The organism is Umezawaea sp. NPDC059074, assembly GCF_042738955.1.
Lineage (GTDB): Bacteria > Actinomycetota > Actinomycetes > Mycobacteriales > Pseudonocardiaceae > Umezawaea.
Map to the genome: position 1 here is coordinate 1 of NZ_JBHYHC010000179.1, position 15,202 is coordinate 15,202.

The window sequence follows — 15,202 nt, forward strand, 5'->3', positions numbered from 1 at the left end:
GGGGGTTTTTGGGGGGGCGGGTCCCCCCCCCGGGGGCGGGCCCCCCGCCCACCACCTGGGTCAGTAGCGCTCGATGATCGGCTTGGTGGCGGCCGAACCCGACTTGCCCAGCGTGTTGTCGTAGATCGTCTGCCAGGTGCCGTCCTTCAGCGCCGCCTCGAGGATGTCGAAGAACTTGCCGCGGAGCACGGTGTCGTCTTTCGCGAGGCCGATGCCGTAGGGCTCCAGGGAGAACGGCTTGCCGATGACCTTGAACTTGCCGGGCTCCTGCGCGGCGAAGCCCTTGAGGATCGCGTCGTCGGTGGTGACGGCGTCGACCGACTTGTCGGCCAGCTTGGCGACGCACTGGGAGTACGTCTGGAGCTCGGTGATGTTCTCCGGCTCGGTCAGGCCCTCGTCGCGGACCTTCTTGATCGGCGTGGACCCGGTGATCGAGCAGACCTTCTTGCCCTTGAGGGTGTCCTTGCCGGTGATCGTCGTCTCGTCCGTGCGCACGAGGAGGTCCTGACCCGCGGTGTAGTACGGGCCCGCGAAGGAGATCTTCTCCTTGCGACCGGCGTTGATCGTGTACGTGCCGACGTAGTAGTCGACGTCGCCGTTGATCAGCGCCTGCTCACGACCGGCGGAGGCGATCGCCTTGTAGTCGATCTTGTCCTCGGAGTAGCCGATCTTCGCGGCCATCAGCTTCGCGATCTCGATGTCGAAGCCGCTGTACTTGTTCGTCGTCGGGTCCTTGAAGCCCAGACCGGGCTGGTCCTCCTTGACGCCGATCACGACACGGCCACGCGTCTTGATCTTGTCGAACGTCGGCGAGCCTTCGATCTTCACGTCCGTGGCCGCGGCCTGGGAGGGGGCGGTACCGCCGGTGTCCCCCGGAGTGCCCTCCTTGCCGCATGCCGTCAACGCGAGGCCGCCGGCAAGCAGCACCGCCGCAAGGGTACGAGCCCTCATCGTCCTTCTCCTGCTCTGTGTGGATCAGGCGACGCCTGTCGGGCGTCGCGAAATGCCGAGACTTCAGTGGGTGAGGATCTTGCCGAGGAAGTCCTTCGCGCGGTTGGACTTCGGCGCCGAGAAGAACTCGGTCGGCGTCGAGTCCTCGACGATCTCGCCGTCCGCCATGAAGATGACGCGGTCCGCGGCTTTGCGGGCGAAGCCCATCTCGTGGGTCACCACGAGCATGGTCATGCCTTCCTTGGCCAAGGTCGTCATGACGTCCAGCACCTCCTGGACCATTTCCGGGTCCAGCGCGGAGGTGGGCTCGTCGAACAGCATGACCTTCGGGCGCATGGCCAGCGCTCGCGCGATGGCGGCGCGCTGCTGCTGGCCACCGGACAGCTGGGCGGGGTACTTCTCGGCCTGGTTCGCGATGCCGACCCGCTCCAGCAGTTCCGTCGCGTGCTCCAAGGCCTCGTTCGAGGGAACCTTGCGCACCTTGATCGGTGCGAGCAGCACGTTGTCGACGATGCTCTTGTGCGCGAACAGGTTGAAGGACTGGAACACCATGCCCACGTCGGCGCGCAGGCGGGCGAGTTCCTTGCCTTCGGCGGGGAGGGGCTGCCCGTCGACCTCGATCGTGCCCGAGTTGATGGGCTCCAGGCGGTTGATGGTGCGGCACAGCGTCGACTTGCCGGAGCCTGACGGACCCAGGACGACGACCACCTGGCCCTTCGGCACCTCCAGGTTGACGTTCTTCAGAACGTGCAGAGGGCCGAAGAACTTGTCCACGCCCGCCATCTTGATCATCGGCGGTGCGGGAGAGGGGGCAGTCATCCGATCCTCCAACTGGCAATTGTCAGCGCTGGGCAAAACCTAGGTGCAGCCACCACACCAGTCCACGACATTGAGCAAGACTTAGGGTCTCAACTCTGTCACAGGTCGGCGACCCCTACCCGAAAGGGACCACAGTGCGAGTGCTGCTCGTCGAGGACGACGACCGCGTTGCAGAAGCGCTGGTCCCGGCGCTGACGCGACGCGGTTTCACCGTTGATCGCCAAGCTACAGGTAGGGGTACTCTCGACCGATTGTTAGGGGTGGATGTGGTCTTGCTGGACCTCGGACTGCCCGATGTGGACGGTGTGACGCTGTGCCGGAGCATCCGCGCGGCGAGCGACGTGGCCATCATCGTGGTGTCCGCGCGGGGCGAGATCGACGACCGGATCCTCGGTCTGCACGCGGGTGCGGACGACTACCTGGTCAAGCCGTACGACGTCGGCGAGCTGGTGGCGCGCGTGCACGCGGTGCGCAGGCGGCGCGGCGACCCGGTGGGCGTCGGCGGCACCGGCACCGAGGTGTTCACGATCGGGGACGTGATGGTCGACCTCGCGCGCCACGAGGTGACGGTGGCGGGGTCGGTCGTGGCGCTCTCGCGCAAGGAGTTCCAGGTGTTGGCGCTGGTCGTGGCCGCGGGCGGCGCGGTATGCACGCGCGAGCGGATCCTGGCCGAGATCTGGGGCCGCACGTGGTCGGGCGCGAACCGGACGCTGGACGTCCACGTCGCCACCCTGCGCACGAAGCTCGGCCGCTCGGACCTGCTGGAGACGGTGCGCGGCGTCGGCTACCGGCTCGGCACCCCCGCCGCGGGCCGCTGACGTGCGCTCCCGGCTGCTCGGCATCGTCCTGGCCCTCGTCGTGCTGGTGCTCCTCGGCCTCGGCCTGCCGTTGGGTCGCGGGGTCGCGGCCGCCGAGCAGCAGGAGCTGTTCCTCGACCGGCTGACCGACACGAGCCGGTTCGCCTCGGTCGCCCAGCAGACGCTGATCGACGGCCAGTCGAAGCTGCTGGAGCCGTCGCTGCGGCGGTACGAGGAGGTCTACGGCATCGCCGTCGTGCTGCTGGACCGCGACCGCAACGTGCTGGCCACCTCGCGCGAGGACGTGGACCTGTCCGGTACGGGCGTGCCGGAGATGATCACCGGCGCGCTGGTGGGGAAGCTGCCGTCCGCGCCGCCGGTGCTGATGCCGTGGGACGACGAGGACCTGGTGCTGGCCGAACCGGTGCTCATCGGCGGCGAGGTGCGCGCCGCGGTCGTCACGTTCTCGCCGACGCAGAAGTCCCGCGGGCGCGTGCTCATCTGGTGGAGCGTGCTGCTCACGGGCAGCGCGCTGGCGTTGGCGCTGGGCGTGCTCGCGGCGTTGCCGCTGGTCCGGTGGACGCTGCGGCCGGTCCAGCGGCTCGACGACGCGACGGGCAGGCTGCTGGCCGCCGTCGTGTCCGGCCGCCCGGTGACGCCCGTCGGCAGCGACAGCGGTCCGCCGGAGCTGCGCCAGTTGAGCCGCTCGTTCGACCAGATGGCGACGAACGTGAGCGACGCGCTGGCCGCGCAGCGCGCGTTCGTCGCGGACGCGTCGCACCAGCTGCGCAACCCGTTGACCGCGCTGAAACTCCGACTGTCCAATTTGGAGGGTCACGTCGACGAGGAGGCGGAGGTGCACCAGGTCGCCGCGCTCGACGAGGCCGACCGGCTCAACCGCATCCTGGACGAGCTGCTGTCGATGGCGCGCACCGAGTCCAGCTCGGTCGACCCGGTCGTGGTCGACGTGGACCGCGACATCGCCGGACGGCTGTCCGCGTGGCAGCCCGCCGCCGTCGCGAAGAACGTGCACCTCGTGCTCGACGGCGAACCCGGCGGCGCGGCGCTCGCCCCGCCCGGCGGCGTCCCGGCGATCCTCGACGCGCTGCTCGACAACGCGTTCAAGTTCACCCGCGAGGACACCCTCGTGCACGTCGACGTCCGCCGCCTCGACGGCTGGGTGCAGATCTCGGTCCGCGACCAGGGCCCCGGCCTGGAGCCCGACGAGCTGGAGCGCGCCACCGACCGGTTCTGGCGCGGCCAGGCCCACCAGAACGTGTCCGGCTCCGGGCTCGGCCTGTCGATCGTGCGGCGCGTCGTCGAACGCGTCGACGGCCGGGTCGTCCTGGAGAGCCCCGAGGGCGAGGGCCTCACCGTGATCGTGACGATCCCCGCCGTGGACTAGAGCTTCGCGTCGCGGTAGTAGCGCAGGGCTCCGGGGTGCAGCGGGATCGGCGTGGTCTCGATGGCGGCGCGGATCTCGATGGACCGGGCGGCGGGGCTCGCCGCCTCCAGCCGCGGCTGAGCGTCGATGAGCCCGCGGGCCAGAGCCTCGGCGGCCTCGTCGCTCATCTGGTCGTTGACCAGCAGGAAGTTGCGCACGGTCAACGTCGTCACGGCGTTGCCCGGCAGGCTGTACGCCGACGCGGGCAGCGTCGCCGAGCCGTACACGGGGTAGCGCTTGCGCAGTTCGGGGAGCACGTCGGTCAGGTCCAGCATCTTCACCTTCACCGACTGGGCGAGCTGCGTGACGCGCAGCGTCGGCAGGCCGCCGGACCAGATGAACGCGTCCAGCGAGCCCGCGAGCATGGCGTCGCTGGCCTCGTTGAGGTCGAGGTGCTGGACCCGCAGGTCCGAGTCGGGGGAGATGCCCGCCGACTCGAGCAGCCGGTCGGCGATCAGCCGCACGCCCGAGGTCTCCGACCCGATCGACACCCGCAGGCCCTTGAGGTCCACGAGCCGGTTGACCTTCAGGTCGTCGCGGACCACCACCTGGAGGTAGTCGTCGTGCATCCGGGCCAGCGCGTACAGCTTGTGCTTGCCCGGCTCGTCGACCGCGGCCATCTCGGCGGCGTCGGCCTGCGAGAACCCGACGTTCGCCTGCCCCGTGCGCAGCCGCTCCAGGTTGTCGATCGACCCCTTGGTGGCCGCGACCTGCGGGTGCTCGATGCCGAGCTGCTCGGTCCACGCGTCGGCGAGCGCCGCGCTCAACCGGTTGTAGACGCCCTTCTCGACGCCCGACGCCATGGTCAGCTTCAGCGACGCCAGGTCGTTCCCGCAAGCGCTCAGCGCCATGGCCGCCAGGGCCAGCACGGCCCCGGCGGCGTGTACTCGCCGCCCTGTTCCCGACACCTGCGCATCGTGTCACGTTCGCGCTCTACCCTGAACCCGACGGAAGGATGGCCGCAGTGACCCGCAGTTACCAGATCCGCACGTTCGGGTGCCAGATGAACGTGCACGACTCCGAGCGCCTCGCAGGCCTGCTGGAGGACGCGGGCTACGCGCCCGCCACCGGGGACGTCGCGCCGGATGTGGTCGTGTTCAACACCTGCGCGGTCCGCGAGAACGCCGACAACAAGCTGTACGGCACGCTCGGGCACCTCGCGCCCGCCAAGACCGCGAACCCGGACATGCAGATCGCCGTCGGCGGCTGCCTGGCGCAGAAGGACCAGGCGGACATCGTCCGCCGCGCGCCGTGGGTGGACGTCGTGTTCGGCACCCACAACCTCGGGTCGCTGCCGGTGCTGCTCGAACGCGCCCGGCACAACCAGGAGGCGCAGGTCGAGCTGCTCGACTCGCTGGAGACCTTCCCGTCGACGCTGCCCGCCAAGCGCGACTCGGCCTACTCGGGCTGGGTGTCGGTGTCGGTGGGCTGCAACAACACGTGCACGTTCTGCATCGTCCCGTCGCTGCGCGGCAAGGAGAAGGACCGCCGCCCCGGCGACGTGCTCGCCGAGGTGCAGGCCCTCGTCGACCAGGGCGTGCTGGAGGTGACGCTGCTCGGGCAGAACGTCAACTCCTACGGCGTCGAGTTCGGCGACCGGCTCGCGTTCGGCAAGCTGCTGCGCGCGACCGGCGCGATCGAGGGCCTGGAGCGCGTGCGGTTCACCTCGCCGCACCCGAAGGACTTCACCGACGACGTGATCGCCGCGATGGCCGAGACGCCGAACGTGTGCCACTCGCTGCACATGCCGTTGCAGTCCGGCTCGGACCGGCTCCTCAAGGAGATGCGCCGCTCGTACCGCTCGACGAAGTACCTGGCGATCCTGGACAAGGTGCGCGAGGCGATGCCGGACGCGGCCATCACCACCGACATCATCGTCGGCTTCCCCGGCGAGACCGAGGAGGACTTCCAGGCGACCCTGGACGTCGTCCGGCAGTCGCGGTTCACCAACGCGTTCACGTTCCAGTACTCCAAGCGGCCCGGCACGCCCGCCGCGTCGCTGCCGGACCAGCTGCCGAAGAAGGTCGTGCAGGAGCGGTTCGACCGGCTCATCGAGCTCCAGGAGGCCATGGCGCTGGAGCTGAACCAGGAGCAGGTCGGTCGCCGGATCGAGGTCCTGGTCGCGACCGGCGAGGGCAAGCGCGACGCCGAGACGCTGAGGCTCAGCGGGCGGGCCCGTGACGGCCGTCTGGTGCACTTCACACCGGGTGACGCCCACGTCCGCCCCGGCGACGTGGTGGAGACCGTGGTGACCTACGGCGCGCCGCACTACGTGGTCGCGGACGGGCCGCTGATCAGCCACCGGCGCACGAGGGCGGGCGACATGTCCGAGGCCGGCCTCAAGCCGAAGACCCCCGGCATCACGCTGGGGCTGCCGTCGTTCGGCGCTCCCGCGCCCCTGCCCGCGGTGGCCGGGTGCGGCGTCCAGTGACCGGTGAGTCCGACGACCTCTCGCGGCTGCGCGACGAGATCGACCAGGTGGGCAAGTCGGCCGCCAAGCGCGTCGACCCCGGAGCGGGCGCGCTGCTGATCGCCGTGGCGGTGTTCACGCTGGTCGTGGCCCACCTGCTGCCGTGGGCGGGAGAGGCGCGCGGCTGGCACATCCTGCTCGGCCAGATCCCCGACGGGGTGAAGGTGGGCGTGCTGCCGAAGGTGTTCGCGTTCGCGTCGGTGATCGCCGGGGTGCTGCTGTCGGCGGTGAGCCTGATGCTGCGCCGGTGGGCGCTGGTGTGGTTCTGCGCGCTCGGCTGCTTCGTGGCGTCGGTGAGCGGCGTGCTGTCGATCTGGATGCAGCAGACCACCACCAGCCACACGCCAGGCCCCGGACCGGGAGCAGGGCTGATCGTGGCCGTCCTCGCGATGCTCGTGCTGCTGGTGAAGTGGCTGAAGCTGGCGGCGTCCCGACCCGGTATGTGAAAGGGGGGTCTCTCCGCGGAGAGACCCCCCTTTCACACCTGACCTAGCGGGTGGCGACGGCCGCCTCGGCGGCGGACAGCCACTCGCGCCACTGCTTCGCCTGGGCCTCGGCCTGCTCGGCGCGGCGCTTGTCGCCCGCGGACCTGGCCTTCTCGGCCTGGGCCTCGAACTGCTCCACGCGCTCGCGGAACTGGGCCACGCGGGCCTCGGCCTCGGGGTCGGAGCGACGCCACTGGGCGTCGACGGCGCCGCGGACCTTCTCCTCGATCGCGCGCAGCTTGCCCTCGAGGTCGCGCACGCGCTCGCGCGGGACCTTGCCGATCGCGTCCCACCGCTCCTGGATCTTGTAGAGCTGGTTGCGCGCGGCCTCCAAGTCGCCGGACGGGTCGATGGCCTCGGCCTCGGCCAGCAGGGCTTCCTTCAGCTGGGCGTTGGTGCCGAACTCCGCGTCGCGCTCGTTGAACGCCTCGGAGCGGCGCGCGAAGAACGCGTCCTGCGCTGCGCGGAAGCGCTGCCAGAGCACGTCGTCGGCCTCCTTGGGAGCCCGACCCGCCGCCTTCCACTCGACCATGAGGTCCTTGTACCGACCGGCCGTGGGGCCCCAGTCGTCGGACTGGACGAGCTTCTCGGCCTCCTCGACCAGCTCCTGCTTGCGGTTCTTCGCCACGCCGCGCTGGCGGTCGAGGTCCGCGAAGTGCGATCCGCGACGGCGGTTGAACGCGTCGCGCGCCTTGGAGAACCGCCGCCACAGCTGCTCGTCGGTCTTGCGGTCGACGCCGCGGATGGTCTTCCACTCGTCGAGGATCTGCCGCAGCCGGTCGCCCGTGGTCTTCCACTGGGTCGACTCGTTGGCCAGCGTCTCGGCCTCTTCGACCAGCTCCTGCTTGCGCGCCACGGACTGGGTGCGCGCGGCCTCCTTGGCCGTCTTGGCCTTCTCCAGGCCTTCCTCGGCCTTGGCCAGCACGTGCTCCACGCGCTTGGCCAGCGCGTCGAGGTCGCCCACGACCGCGGCGTCCTTCAGCGTCTCCTGCACGTGCTTCGCGCTCGTGAGCGCGTGCTTCGGGTCTCCCGCGCCGGAGGACAGCCGCGCCACGAGCAGCTCGACCTCGGTGCGCAGGTCGTCGAACCGGCGCGCGAAGTGCGCGAGGCCCTCCTCGGGCTCGCCCGCCTGCCAGGACCCCACGACGCGCTCGCCGTCGGCCGTCTTGACGTAGACGGTGCCGTCCGCGTCCACTCGTCCCCAGCGGTCAGGGTGGTCCGACGCCACGGGGACCGGCGGAGCGGCCACCGCGGCGCTCTCCTGCTTCGTTCCCTCGATCACCGTTGTCGATCCACCACTGTCACCAGTGGTCTCCGGTGTCGTCTCGTGCTCCGTCATCGCCGGCTTCCTCCTCGCCTGCCCACTTCGTGGTGCCCGTGCCAACCACGGGCGCCCCGCCACCGGCGGGGCCCAGCACCGAGTACCTGGACCGTCTCATCGTCTCCAGTACCCCGCGCGCATTCAAACAGGTCAGAGCTCGGCCCGGTACTGCGGTGTCGAAGATGGGTAGCGTCACGAGGTGTGATCCGACGTCTGGCGGTGCTGCCGAACCCGCCTCTGCTGGTGCCCGAGCTGGTCGGTGGCGCCGTGGAGGAGACCGCGGCGTTGCGCTCGGCGTGCGTCGGGGCGGCTCGGGAGCTGGCGGACAGCTCACTCCACTGGGTGGCGATCGCGGGTGATCCGTCCGGTCGCGGGACGGTCGGCCCGGACATCTCCGGGACGTTCCGCGGTTACGGCGTGGATGTGCCGGTGGCGCTTTCGGCCGTCGAGTCCACTTCGGACCCCGATCTGCCGCTGCCCGCGCTCGTCGCCGGGTGGTTGCGGGCCGCCGCGGGAGCGATGACCGTTCGGGTGGAATTGGTCCACCCGGATCTCGCGCCCGCCGACTGCTTCGCACTCGGGAAGGAGTTCGCGGCGGAGCCGGAGGTCGGGGTCCTCGTCCTCGGGTCGGGCTCGCACCGCCACGGCGAGGCGTCCATCGGCCGCCCGGACGACCGCGCCGGACCGTTCGACGACGGCGTGCGCGCCGCACTGGCGGCCGCCGACCCGGAGGCGCTGCGCGACCTGGACCCGGCGCTCGCCGTCGAGCTGGGCGTGGACGGGCGGGCCGCGTGGCAGGTGCTCGCCGGGCTCGCCGAGGCGACCGGGCCGTGGCGGTGCGTCCGCTCCGAGCTGCTGGTGCCCTACGGCGTCGGGTACCACGTCGCCGTCTGGGAAACTGGGGCGTGACCGTCCCCGTCGCCGTCGTCGGCCCCACCGCCACCGGCAAGTCCGACCTCGCCGTCCGCCTCGCGCTCGAGCTCGGCGGCGAGGTGGTCAACGCCGACGCGATGCAGCTCTACCGGGGCATGGACATCGGCACGGCGAAGGTCACCGAGGCCGAGCGGCAGGGCGTCCCGCACCACCTGCTCGACGTCCTGGACGTCACCGAGACCGCCTCCGTCGCCGCCTACCAGCGGCACACCCGCGCCCTCGTCGAGGAGCTGCTGGCGAAGGGCACGAGACCGGTCCTCGTCGGCGGCTCCGGCCTGTACGTGCAGGCCGTGCTGGACGACCTCAAGTTCCCCGGCACGGACGAGGCCGTCCGTGCCCGGCTGGAGGAGGAGCTGGCCGTCGTCGGCGGGCCCGCGCTGCACGCCCGGCTGGCCGAGCTCGACCCGGCCGCCGCCCTGGCGATCCTGCCCGGCAACGTCCGCCGCGTCGTGCGGGCGCTGGAGGTCATCGAGCTGACCGGGCAGCCGTTCTCGGCGAACCTGCCCAAGCCCGGCCCCGCGCTCTACGGCACGGTGCTGGTGGGGGTCGACCGCGAGGTCGCCGAGCTGGACGAGCGGGTCGACCTGCGCGTGGAGCGGATGTTCGAGGCCGGTTTGGTCGACGAGGTGCGGAAGCTGGAGGCCGTGGGCCTGCGCGACGGTCGCACGGCGGCGCGCGCGCTCGGCTACCAGCAGGTGCTCGCGGCGTTCGACGGCGAGCACGACCTGGAGGCCGCCGCCGAGGAGACCGCGCGCGCCACCCGCCGGTTCGTCCGGCGGCAGCGCTCGTGGTTCCGCCGCGACCGGCGGATCACCTGGTTCGACGCGGCCCGCCCCGACCTGGTCGGGGAAGTGCTGCGTCTACTGTCCCATTAGTCTGGTAGACGTGGGCGGAGTGGAATTCCTCAAGGGTCACGGCACCGAGAACGACTTCGTGCTGCTGCCCGACCCGGACGGCGCGCTGGACCTGACCGAGGCGCGCGTGCGGGCGCTGTGCGACCGGCAGCGTGGCCTCGGCGCGGACGGCGTGCTGCGCGTGGTGAAGGCCGAGTCGGGCGACTGGTTCATGGACTACCGCAACGCCGACGGCTCGATCGCGGAGATGTGCGGCAACGGCGTGCGGGTGTTCGCGCACTACCTGGTCGACGCGGGCCTGATGCCCGAGGGCGAGTTCGTCGTCGGCACCCGCGCGGGCGACAAGCCCGTCGTCGTGCACCCGGACGGCGGCGTGACGATAGAGATGGGCCCGGCTCGGATCACCGGGGCCTCCACCACCAAGACCACCGGCGCGGACTTCGCGGGCGTGGCCGTCGACGTGGGCAACCCGCACCTGGCGTGCGTGACCGACGTGCCCGTCGAGACCCTCGACCTGACCGAGCAGCCGCACTTCGACCCGGCGGTGTTCCCGAACGGCGTCAACCTGGAGTTCGTCAACGTCCTGCGGGACGGCGCTCTGAGGATGCGCGTCCACGAGCGCGGCGTGGGGGAGACCCGGTCGTGCGGCACCGGAACGGTCGCCGCCGTCGCCTCCTGGCTGCACGGCGAGGGCCGCGCCACCGGACAGGCCACTGTGGACGTCCTCGGTGGACAGGTCACCGTCGAGATCGGCGAAGGCCGCAGCACCCTCACCGGCCCGGCCGTGCTCGTCGCGCGCGGCGAGCTCGACCGGGCCTGGTGGGATTCGCTCTAGCGGTCGCCGACCTTCACCTGCACGGTCTCCAACCTGCCGACGTGCTGCTTGCCGACCACGTCCGGGTCGGACGTCGGCGCGGTGCAGACGACCAGCGTGGTGCCAGACAGGCCGACGGCGTAGCTGATCTGGCCCGTCTCCACGCGGTCCGTGATCGTGCCGCCCTCGACGATCCGCACGACGGCGGGCTGCAACGCGGTCGCCACCCAGACGCCGCCCTCGGCGTCCACGCAGATCCCGTCCGGCGCGATGACGTGCTCGCGCAGGTCCGCCCACACCCGCCGGTTGCTCAGCGAGCCGTCCTCGGCCACGTCGAACGCGGTCAGCCGGTACGCCAGCGTCTCGGCCACGAGCAGCGTGCCGTTGGGCAGCAGCACCGTGCCGTTGGGGAACTTCATGTCCTCCGCGGCGATCCGGGTCGTGCCGTCCGGCTCCACCAGCGCCAGCGGCGTGCCCTGCGGGTCGTAGGACGGGTCGAGCAGCGCCCCGATGCCGTCCTCGTTGATCTTCTTGTGCAGGTCGAACCCGAAGTTGCCCACGTACGCGCGGCCGCGCGCGTCGACGAGCATGTCGTTGGCGTGGAACGTGGCGATGTCGAAGAGGTCCGCGTGCAGCGCGAGCACCCCGTTCGGCTCCAGCCTGCGGACCGTGCGGTCCAGCATCGACACCACGAGCAGCCTGCCGTCCGGCAGCCAGCCGAGGCCCGACGGCTGGCCGGGCAGCGAGCAGACGACCTGCTTCTCCCCGGTCTCGAGGTCCACGGTGAAGACGGCCTTCTCGTAGAAGTCCGAGAAGTAGAACCTGCCGTCCGGACCGTGCCGAGGCGCTTCGCCGAAGTGGAGCCCGTCGAGGAGAACCGTGGTGTCAGCCATGGTCGGAGACGGTAGCCGCTCGGTCACGGGTCGTGCGCAGCGGCGAGAGCAGAACCCACAGAACGGCGAGGACTTGCCCCGTCATGCCGATCCAGAGCGTGGTGCGCAGGCCGACCCAGCCGCCCAGCACGCCGCCGACGAGTCCGCCGAGCGGGATCGTGCCCCACACCAGGAACCGGATGCTGGCGTTCATCCGGCCGAGCAGGTGGTCCGGGCACACCGTCTGCCGGAAGCTGACCTGGCTGACGTTGTAGACGGTCGCCCCGCAGGCCGCGATCGCCACGCCCAGCATGGCCAGTCCGACCCGCCAGCCGTCCGCCACCAGCGGCAGCAGCAGGCCGAACGGCTGGGTGACCAGCATCGACAGCCAGATCACCCGCGTCTGGCCCAGTCGCCGGTTCCACCAGTTCGCCGAGACCGCGCCGAGCACGCCGCCCACGCCTCCCGCGCTGAGCAGCACGCCGACCACGCCCTCGGACAGGCCGATGTCGCGGATCAGGAACAGGATCAGCACGGCCATCTCCAGGCCCGCGAAGAGGTTCGACGTGCCGGTGCAGCCCACGATGGCCCGCAGCGACCGGTTGCCGATCACGAACCGCAGGCCCTCGGCGATGTCGGTGCGCAGCGAGTTGCCCCCGTGCGGTCGCGGCGGGGGCTCGACGCCCTTGATCCGCCACAGGAACAGCGCCGAGCCGAGGTAGCCGATGCCGGTGGCGAGGACGCCGTTCGCCGCGCCGATCGCCTGGGCCACGCCACCGGCCAGCGCGGGCCCCGACACGTCGGCGACCGACTGGCTGGCCTGGAGCTTCGAGTTGCCCTCGACCAGGTGCTCCCGGCCGATCAGCGAAGGCAGGTACGACTGGTAGGCGACGTCGAAGAACACCGTGCACACGCCGACCAATAGTGCGACCACGACGAGCTGCGCCAGCGTCAGCACGCCGAGCCACCAGGCGAGCGGCACGGACAGCATCAGTCCGGCGCGCAGCAGGTCGGTGGAGATCATCAGCGGCCGTCGGCGCACCCGGTCGACCCACACGCCCGCGGGCAGGCCGATCAGCAGGAACGCGGCCGTGCCCGCCGCGCTGAGCACGCCCATCTCCCACGGCGACGCGGCCAGCGTGGTCGCGGCGAGCAGGGGGAGGACGGTGCGGCCGATCGAGGAGCCGAACTGGCTGACGGTGTCGCCAACCCAGAGGAGCCGGAAGTCCCGGTGCGTCCAGAGAGCCATGCGGACGAGTGTCGTCGAAGTGATTGGAAACAGTCAATCACTTATGCTGGGGACGTGCAGAGGCGAAAGGCCACCCAGGAGGAAGCCGCCGCGCTGGCGTCGGCCGTGCGGTTGCGGATCATCCGGCTCACCCACCTGGAGGAGCTGACGAACAAGGAGATCGCCGAACGGCTGGACCGGGACCCCGCCACGACGCTGCACCACGTGCGCAAGCTCGTGGCCACCGGCTTCCTGGAGGCCCAGCCCGCCCGGTCGGGCAACCGGGGCGCGCGGGAGATCCCGTACCGGTCCACCGGCCTGTCCTGGCGGCTGGACGACGTCGGGATGGACGAACGGCTCGGGGAGGCGATGCTCCAGGCGTTCCTCGGCGAGGTCGCGGACGTCGGGCCGAGCGGGTTGGAGCAGACCAGGCTGGTCGTCAAGATCGACCCGGAGGAACTAAAGCACCGGCTGTATTCGTTGATGGAGGAGCTAGCCGCCCGACCGGTCGATCCCGACACACCGAGCACGGCCATCTACCTGGCCTTGTACCCCGGTGGTTAACCACTCGGCCGTGGGGGCGCTCCGTGGGACAATGAAGGGCAAATGACGGAAAACACGCTGAACGACGACACCACCACCGACTGGGCCGACGAGGACGACACCCTGTCCACGGGCGACCTCGCACTGGCCGACCGCGCGGCACTGCGGCGCGTAGCCGGGCTCTCCACCGAACTCGAGGACGTCACCGAGGTCGAGTACCGGCAGCTCCGCTTGGAGCGGGTGGTGCTCGTGGGCGTGTGGACCGAGGGCACGGTGCAGGACTCCGACGCGTCGATGGCCGAGCTGAAGCTGCTCGCCGAGACCGCGGGCTCCGAGGTCCTGGACGCCCTCGTGCAACGCCGTGACAAGCCGGACCCGGCCACCTACATCGGCTCGGGCAAGGTCCACGAGCTGCGCGACGTGGTGATCTCCTCCGGCGCGGACACGGTGATCTGCGACGGCGAGCTCTCGCCCGGCCAGCTGCGGCAGCTGGAGGAGAAGCTCAAGGTCAAGGTGGTCGACCGGACCGCGCTGATCCTGGACATCTTCGCCCAGCACGCCAGCTCCCGCGAGGGCAAGGCGCAGGTCGAGCTGGCCCAGCTCCAGTACATGATGCCGCGTCTGCGCGGGTGGGGTGAGTCGCTGTCCCGGCAGGGTGGTGGCGCGGGCGGTTCCGGCGGTGGCGTCGGCACGCGCGGTCCCGGTGAGACGAAGCTCGAGACCGACCGCAGGCGCATCCGCGCCCGCATCGCGAAGCTCCGCCGCGAGATCGACGCGATGGGCACCACCCGCGAGACCAAGCGCGGTCGTCGCCACGCGGGCGACGTGCCCAGCGTCGCCATCGCCGGCTACACGAACGCGGGCAAGTCCAGCCTGCTCAACGCCCTCACCGGCGCGGGCGTGCTGGTGGAGAACGCGCTGTTCGCGACCCTCGACCCGACGACCAGGCGCAGCGAGACCCCCGAGGGCCTGCCGTACACGCTGACCGACACGGTCGGTTTCGTCCGCCACCTGCCGCACCAGCTCGTCGAGGCGTTCCGCTCCACGCTGGAGGAGGTCGCCGAGGCGGACCTGCTCGTGCACGTGGTGGACGGCTCGGACGGCATGCCGGAGAAGCAGGTCAAGGCGGTCCGCGAGGTCATCGCCGAGATCAACGGCAAGCGCGGCGACGCGGACAGGATGCCCGCCGAGCTGCTCGTGGTGAACAAGACGGACGCGTTGGGCGACCTGACGTTCGCCCGCCTGCGCCACCTGTTCCCCGGCGCGGCGTTCGTCTCGGCGCACTCCGGCGAGGGCATCCCGGAGCTGCGCGAGCAGATCTCCAAGCTGATCCCGCGCCCGGAGGTCACCGTGGAGGCGCTGGTCCCGTACGCGCGCGGCGAGATCGTGGCGCGCATCCACCGCGAGGGCGAGGTCCTCTCCGAGAAGCACACGGAGGAGGGCACGGAACTGAGCGCACGGGTCCACCCGACGCTCGCCGCCCTGCTGGAGCAGTACACCGTGGGAAGCCCCGCCTGAGCGTGCGCCTCCTCGCTCTCACAGCGGTTTTGATGCTGGTCTCGGCCGGGGGCGCCGGAGCGGACCCCGCCGGTGCGGGGGCCCCGGGCCCCCGAACCCCCCGGGCTGGGATAAACAACAGACGACGCCCACGACATCAGTGGGGTTGAAATA

15 protein-coding genes are annotated in these 15,202 nt (G+C 71.0%); 9 read left to right on the forward strand and 6 right to left on the reverse strand.

Features of this window, described 5'->3' with window-relative positions; all coding sequences use genetic code 11:
* Positions 1 to 60 precede the first annotated feature (60 nt).
* Positions 61 to 951: a glutamate ABC transporter substrate-binding protein gene (locus ACFWW9_RS42160; protein ID WP_390388600.1), complete on the reverse strand. Its 891-nt coding sequence runs from the start codon at positions 949 to 951 to the stop codon at positions 61 to 63.
* 63 nt (positions 952 to 1,014) lie between these two features.
* Positions 1,015 to 1,743, reverse strand: coding sequence for an amino acid ABC transporter ATP-binding protein (locus tag ACFWW9_RS42165; protein WP_390388626.1), 729 nt, complete (start codon positions 1,741 to 1,743; stop codon positions 1,015 to 1,017).
* Between the two features lie 161 nt (positions 1,744 to 1,904).
* On the opposite strand from ACFWW9_RS42165, the gene ACFWW9_RS42170 reads away from it, so the two are divergent.
* Together ACFWW9_RS42170 and ACFWW9_RS42175 are read left to right on the forward strand one after the other, a co-directional pair.
* Positions 1,905 to 2,588, forward strand: coding sequence for a response regulator transcription factor (locus tag ACFWW9_RS42170; RefSeq protein WP_390388602.1), 684 nt, complete (start codon positions 1,905 to 1,907; stop codon positions 2,586 to 2,588).
* Between the two features lies 1 nt (position 2,589).
* Positions 2,590 to 3,972, forward strand: coding sequence for a sensor histidine kinase (locus tag ACFWW9_RS42175; protein WP_390388604.1), 1,383 nt, complete (start codon positions 2,590 to 2,592; stop codon positions 3,970 to 3,972).
* Here ACFWW9_RS42175 and ACFWW9_RS42180 read toward each other — a convergent pair.
* Positions 3,969 to 4,919 carry a TAXI family TRAP transporter solute-binding subunit gene (locus tag ACFWW9_RS42180; RefSeq protein ID WP_390388606.1) on the reverse strand — a complete coding sequence of 317 codons (951 nt, stop codon included), beginning with the start codon at positions 4,917 to 4,919 and terminating at the stop codon, positions 3,969 to 3,971. The two genes, ACFWW9_RS42175 and ACFWW9_RS42180, sit on opposite strands and share 4 nt — an antisense overlap.
* 56 nt (positions 4,920 to 4,975) lie before the next feature.
* Between ACFWW9_RS42180 and miaB the strand changes: the two genes are divergently transcribed.
* Both miaB and ACFWW9_RS42190 read left to right on the forward strand, forming a co-directional pair.
* Positions 4,976 to 6,442 (forward strand): tRNA (N6-isopentenyl adenosine(37)-C2)-methylthiotransferase MiaB, encoded by a 1,467-nt coding sequence (miaB, locus tag ACFWW9_RS42185; protein ID WP_390388608.1) that lies wholly within the window; start codon positions 4,976 to 4,978, stop codon positions 6,440 to 6,442.
* The gene (locus ACFWW9_RS42190; protein WP_390388610.1) at positions 6,427 to 6,927 is read left to right on the forward strand and encodes a hypothetical protein; all 501 of its coding nucleotides are present in this window, start codon (positions 6,427 to 6,429) and stop codon (positions 6,925 to 6,927) included. The genes miaB and ACFWW9_RS42190 overlap by 16 nt, the downstream gene beginning before the upstream one ends.
* 43 nt (positions 6,928 to 6,970) lie before the next feature.
* Here the strand turns inward: ACFWW9_RS42190 and ACFWW9_RS42195 are convergent, their stop codons facing one another.
* The gene (locus ACFWW9_RS42195; protein ID WP_390388612.1) at positions 6,971 to 8,305 is read right to left on the reverse strand and encodes a DUF349 domain-containing protein; all 1,335 of its coding nucleotides are present in this window, start codon (positions 8,303 to 8,305) and stop codon (positions 6,971 to 6,973) included.
* A gap of 183 nt (positions 8,306 to 8,488) precedes the next feature.
* Here ACFWW9_RS42195 and ACFWW9_RS42200 point away from each other — a divergent pair, with 183 nt between their 5' ends.
* Genes ACFWW9_RS42200 through dapF form a run of 3 tightly spaced genes read left to right on the forward strand, consistent with a single transcriptional unit; the run spans position 8,489 to position 10,909 of the window.
* Positions 8,489 to 9,196 carry a hypothetical protein gene (locus ACFWW9_RS42200; RefSeq protein WP_390388614.1) on the forward strand — a complete coding sequence of 236 codons (708 nt, stop codon included), beginning with the start codon at positions 8,489 to 8,491 and terminating at the stop codon, positions 9,194 to 9,196.
* Complete coding sequence (gene miaA, locus ACFWW9_RS42205) at positions 9,193 to 10,095, forward strand: tRNA (adenosine(37)-N6)-dimethylallyltransferase MiaA (RefSeq protein ID WP_390388616.1); 903 nt, start codon at positions 9,193 to 9,195, stop codon at positions 10,093 to 10,095. The genes ACFWW9_RS42200 and miaA overlap by 4 nt, the downstream gene beginning before the upstream one ends.
* Positions 10,096 to 10,105: 10 nt before the next feature.
* Positions 10,106 to 10,909, forward strand: coding sequence for a diaminopimelate epimerase (dapF, locus tag ACFWW9_RS42210; RefSeq protein ID WP_390388618.1), 804 nt, complete (start codon positions 10,106 to 10,108; stop codon positions 10,907 to 10,909).
* Here dapF and ACFWW9_RS42215 read toward each other — a convergent pair.
* Positions 10,906 to 11,781: an SMP-30/gluconolactonase/LRE family protein gene (locus ACFWW9_RS42215; protein ID WP_390388620.1), complete on the reverse strand. Its 876-nt coding sequence runs from the start codon at positions 11,779 to 11,781 to the stop codon at positions 10,906 to 10,908. The two genes, dapF and ACFWW9_RS42215, sit on opposite strands and share 4 nt — an antisense overlap.
* The gene (locus ACFWW9_RS42220) at positions 11,774 to 13,009 is read right to left on the reverse strand and encodes an MFS transporter (RefSeq protein WP_390388622.1); all 1,236 of its coding nucleotides are present in this window, start codon (positions 13,007 to 13,009) and stop codon (positions 11,774 to 11,776) included. Before ACFWW9_RS42220 ends, ACFWW9_RS42215 begins: the two co-directional genes overlap by 8 nt.
* A gap of 54 nt (positions 13,010 to 13,063) precedes the next feature.
* Here ACFWW9_RS42220 and ACFWW9_RS42225 point away from each other — a divergent pair, with 54 nt between their 5' ends.
* Positions 13,064 to 13,552, forward strand: a complete 489-nt coding sequence (locus ACFWW9_RS42225; RefSeq protein WP_390388624.1) for an ArsR/SmtB family transcription factor — start codon at positions 13,064 to 13,066, stop codon at positions 13,550 to 13,552.
* Positions 13,553 to 13,594: 42 nt separating this feature from the next.
* Positions 13,595 to 15,049: a GTPase HflX gene (hflX, locus tag ACFWW9_RS42230; protein WP_390388625.1), complete on the forward strand. Its 1,455-nt coding sequence runs from the start codon at positions 13,595 to 13,597 to the stop codon at positions 15,047 to 15,049.
* The last annotated feature ends 153 nt before the right edge of the window (positions 15,050 to 15,202 follow it).

What these genes read in the sequence shown, in the direction of transcription:
- ACFWW9_RS42160 (WP_390388600.1), bottom strand. Translation starts at nt 951, where the DNA reads ATGAGGGCTCGTACCCTTGCGGCGGTGCTGCTTGCCGGCGGCCTCGCG.
- ACFWW9_RS42165 (WP_390388626.1), bottom strand. Translation starts at nt 1,743, where the DNA reads ATGATCAAGATGGCGGGCGTGGACAAGTTCTTCGGCCCTCTGCACGTT.
- ACFWW9_RS42195 (WP_390388612.1), bottom strand. Translation starts at nt 8,305, where the DNA reads ATGACGGAGCACGAGACGACACCGGAGACCACTGGTGACAGTGGTGGA.
- ACFWW9_RS42215 (WP_390388620.1), bottom strand. Translation starts at nt 11,781, where the DNA reads ATGGCTGACACCACGGTTCTCCTCGACGGGCTCCACTTCGGCGAAGCG.
- ACFWW9_RS42220 (WP_390388622.1), bottom strand. Translation starts at nt 13,009, where the DNA reads ATGGCTCTCTGGACGCACCGGGACTTCCGGCTCCTCTGGGTTGGCGAC.
- hflX (WP_390388625.1), top strand. Translation starts at nt 13,595, where the DNA reads ATGACGGAAAACACGCTGAACGACGACACCACCACCGACTGGGCCGAC.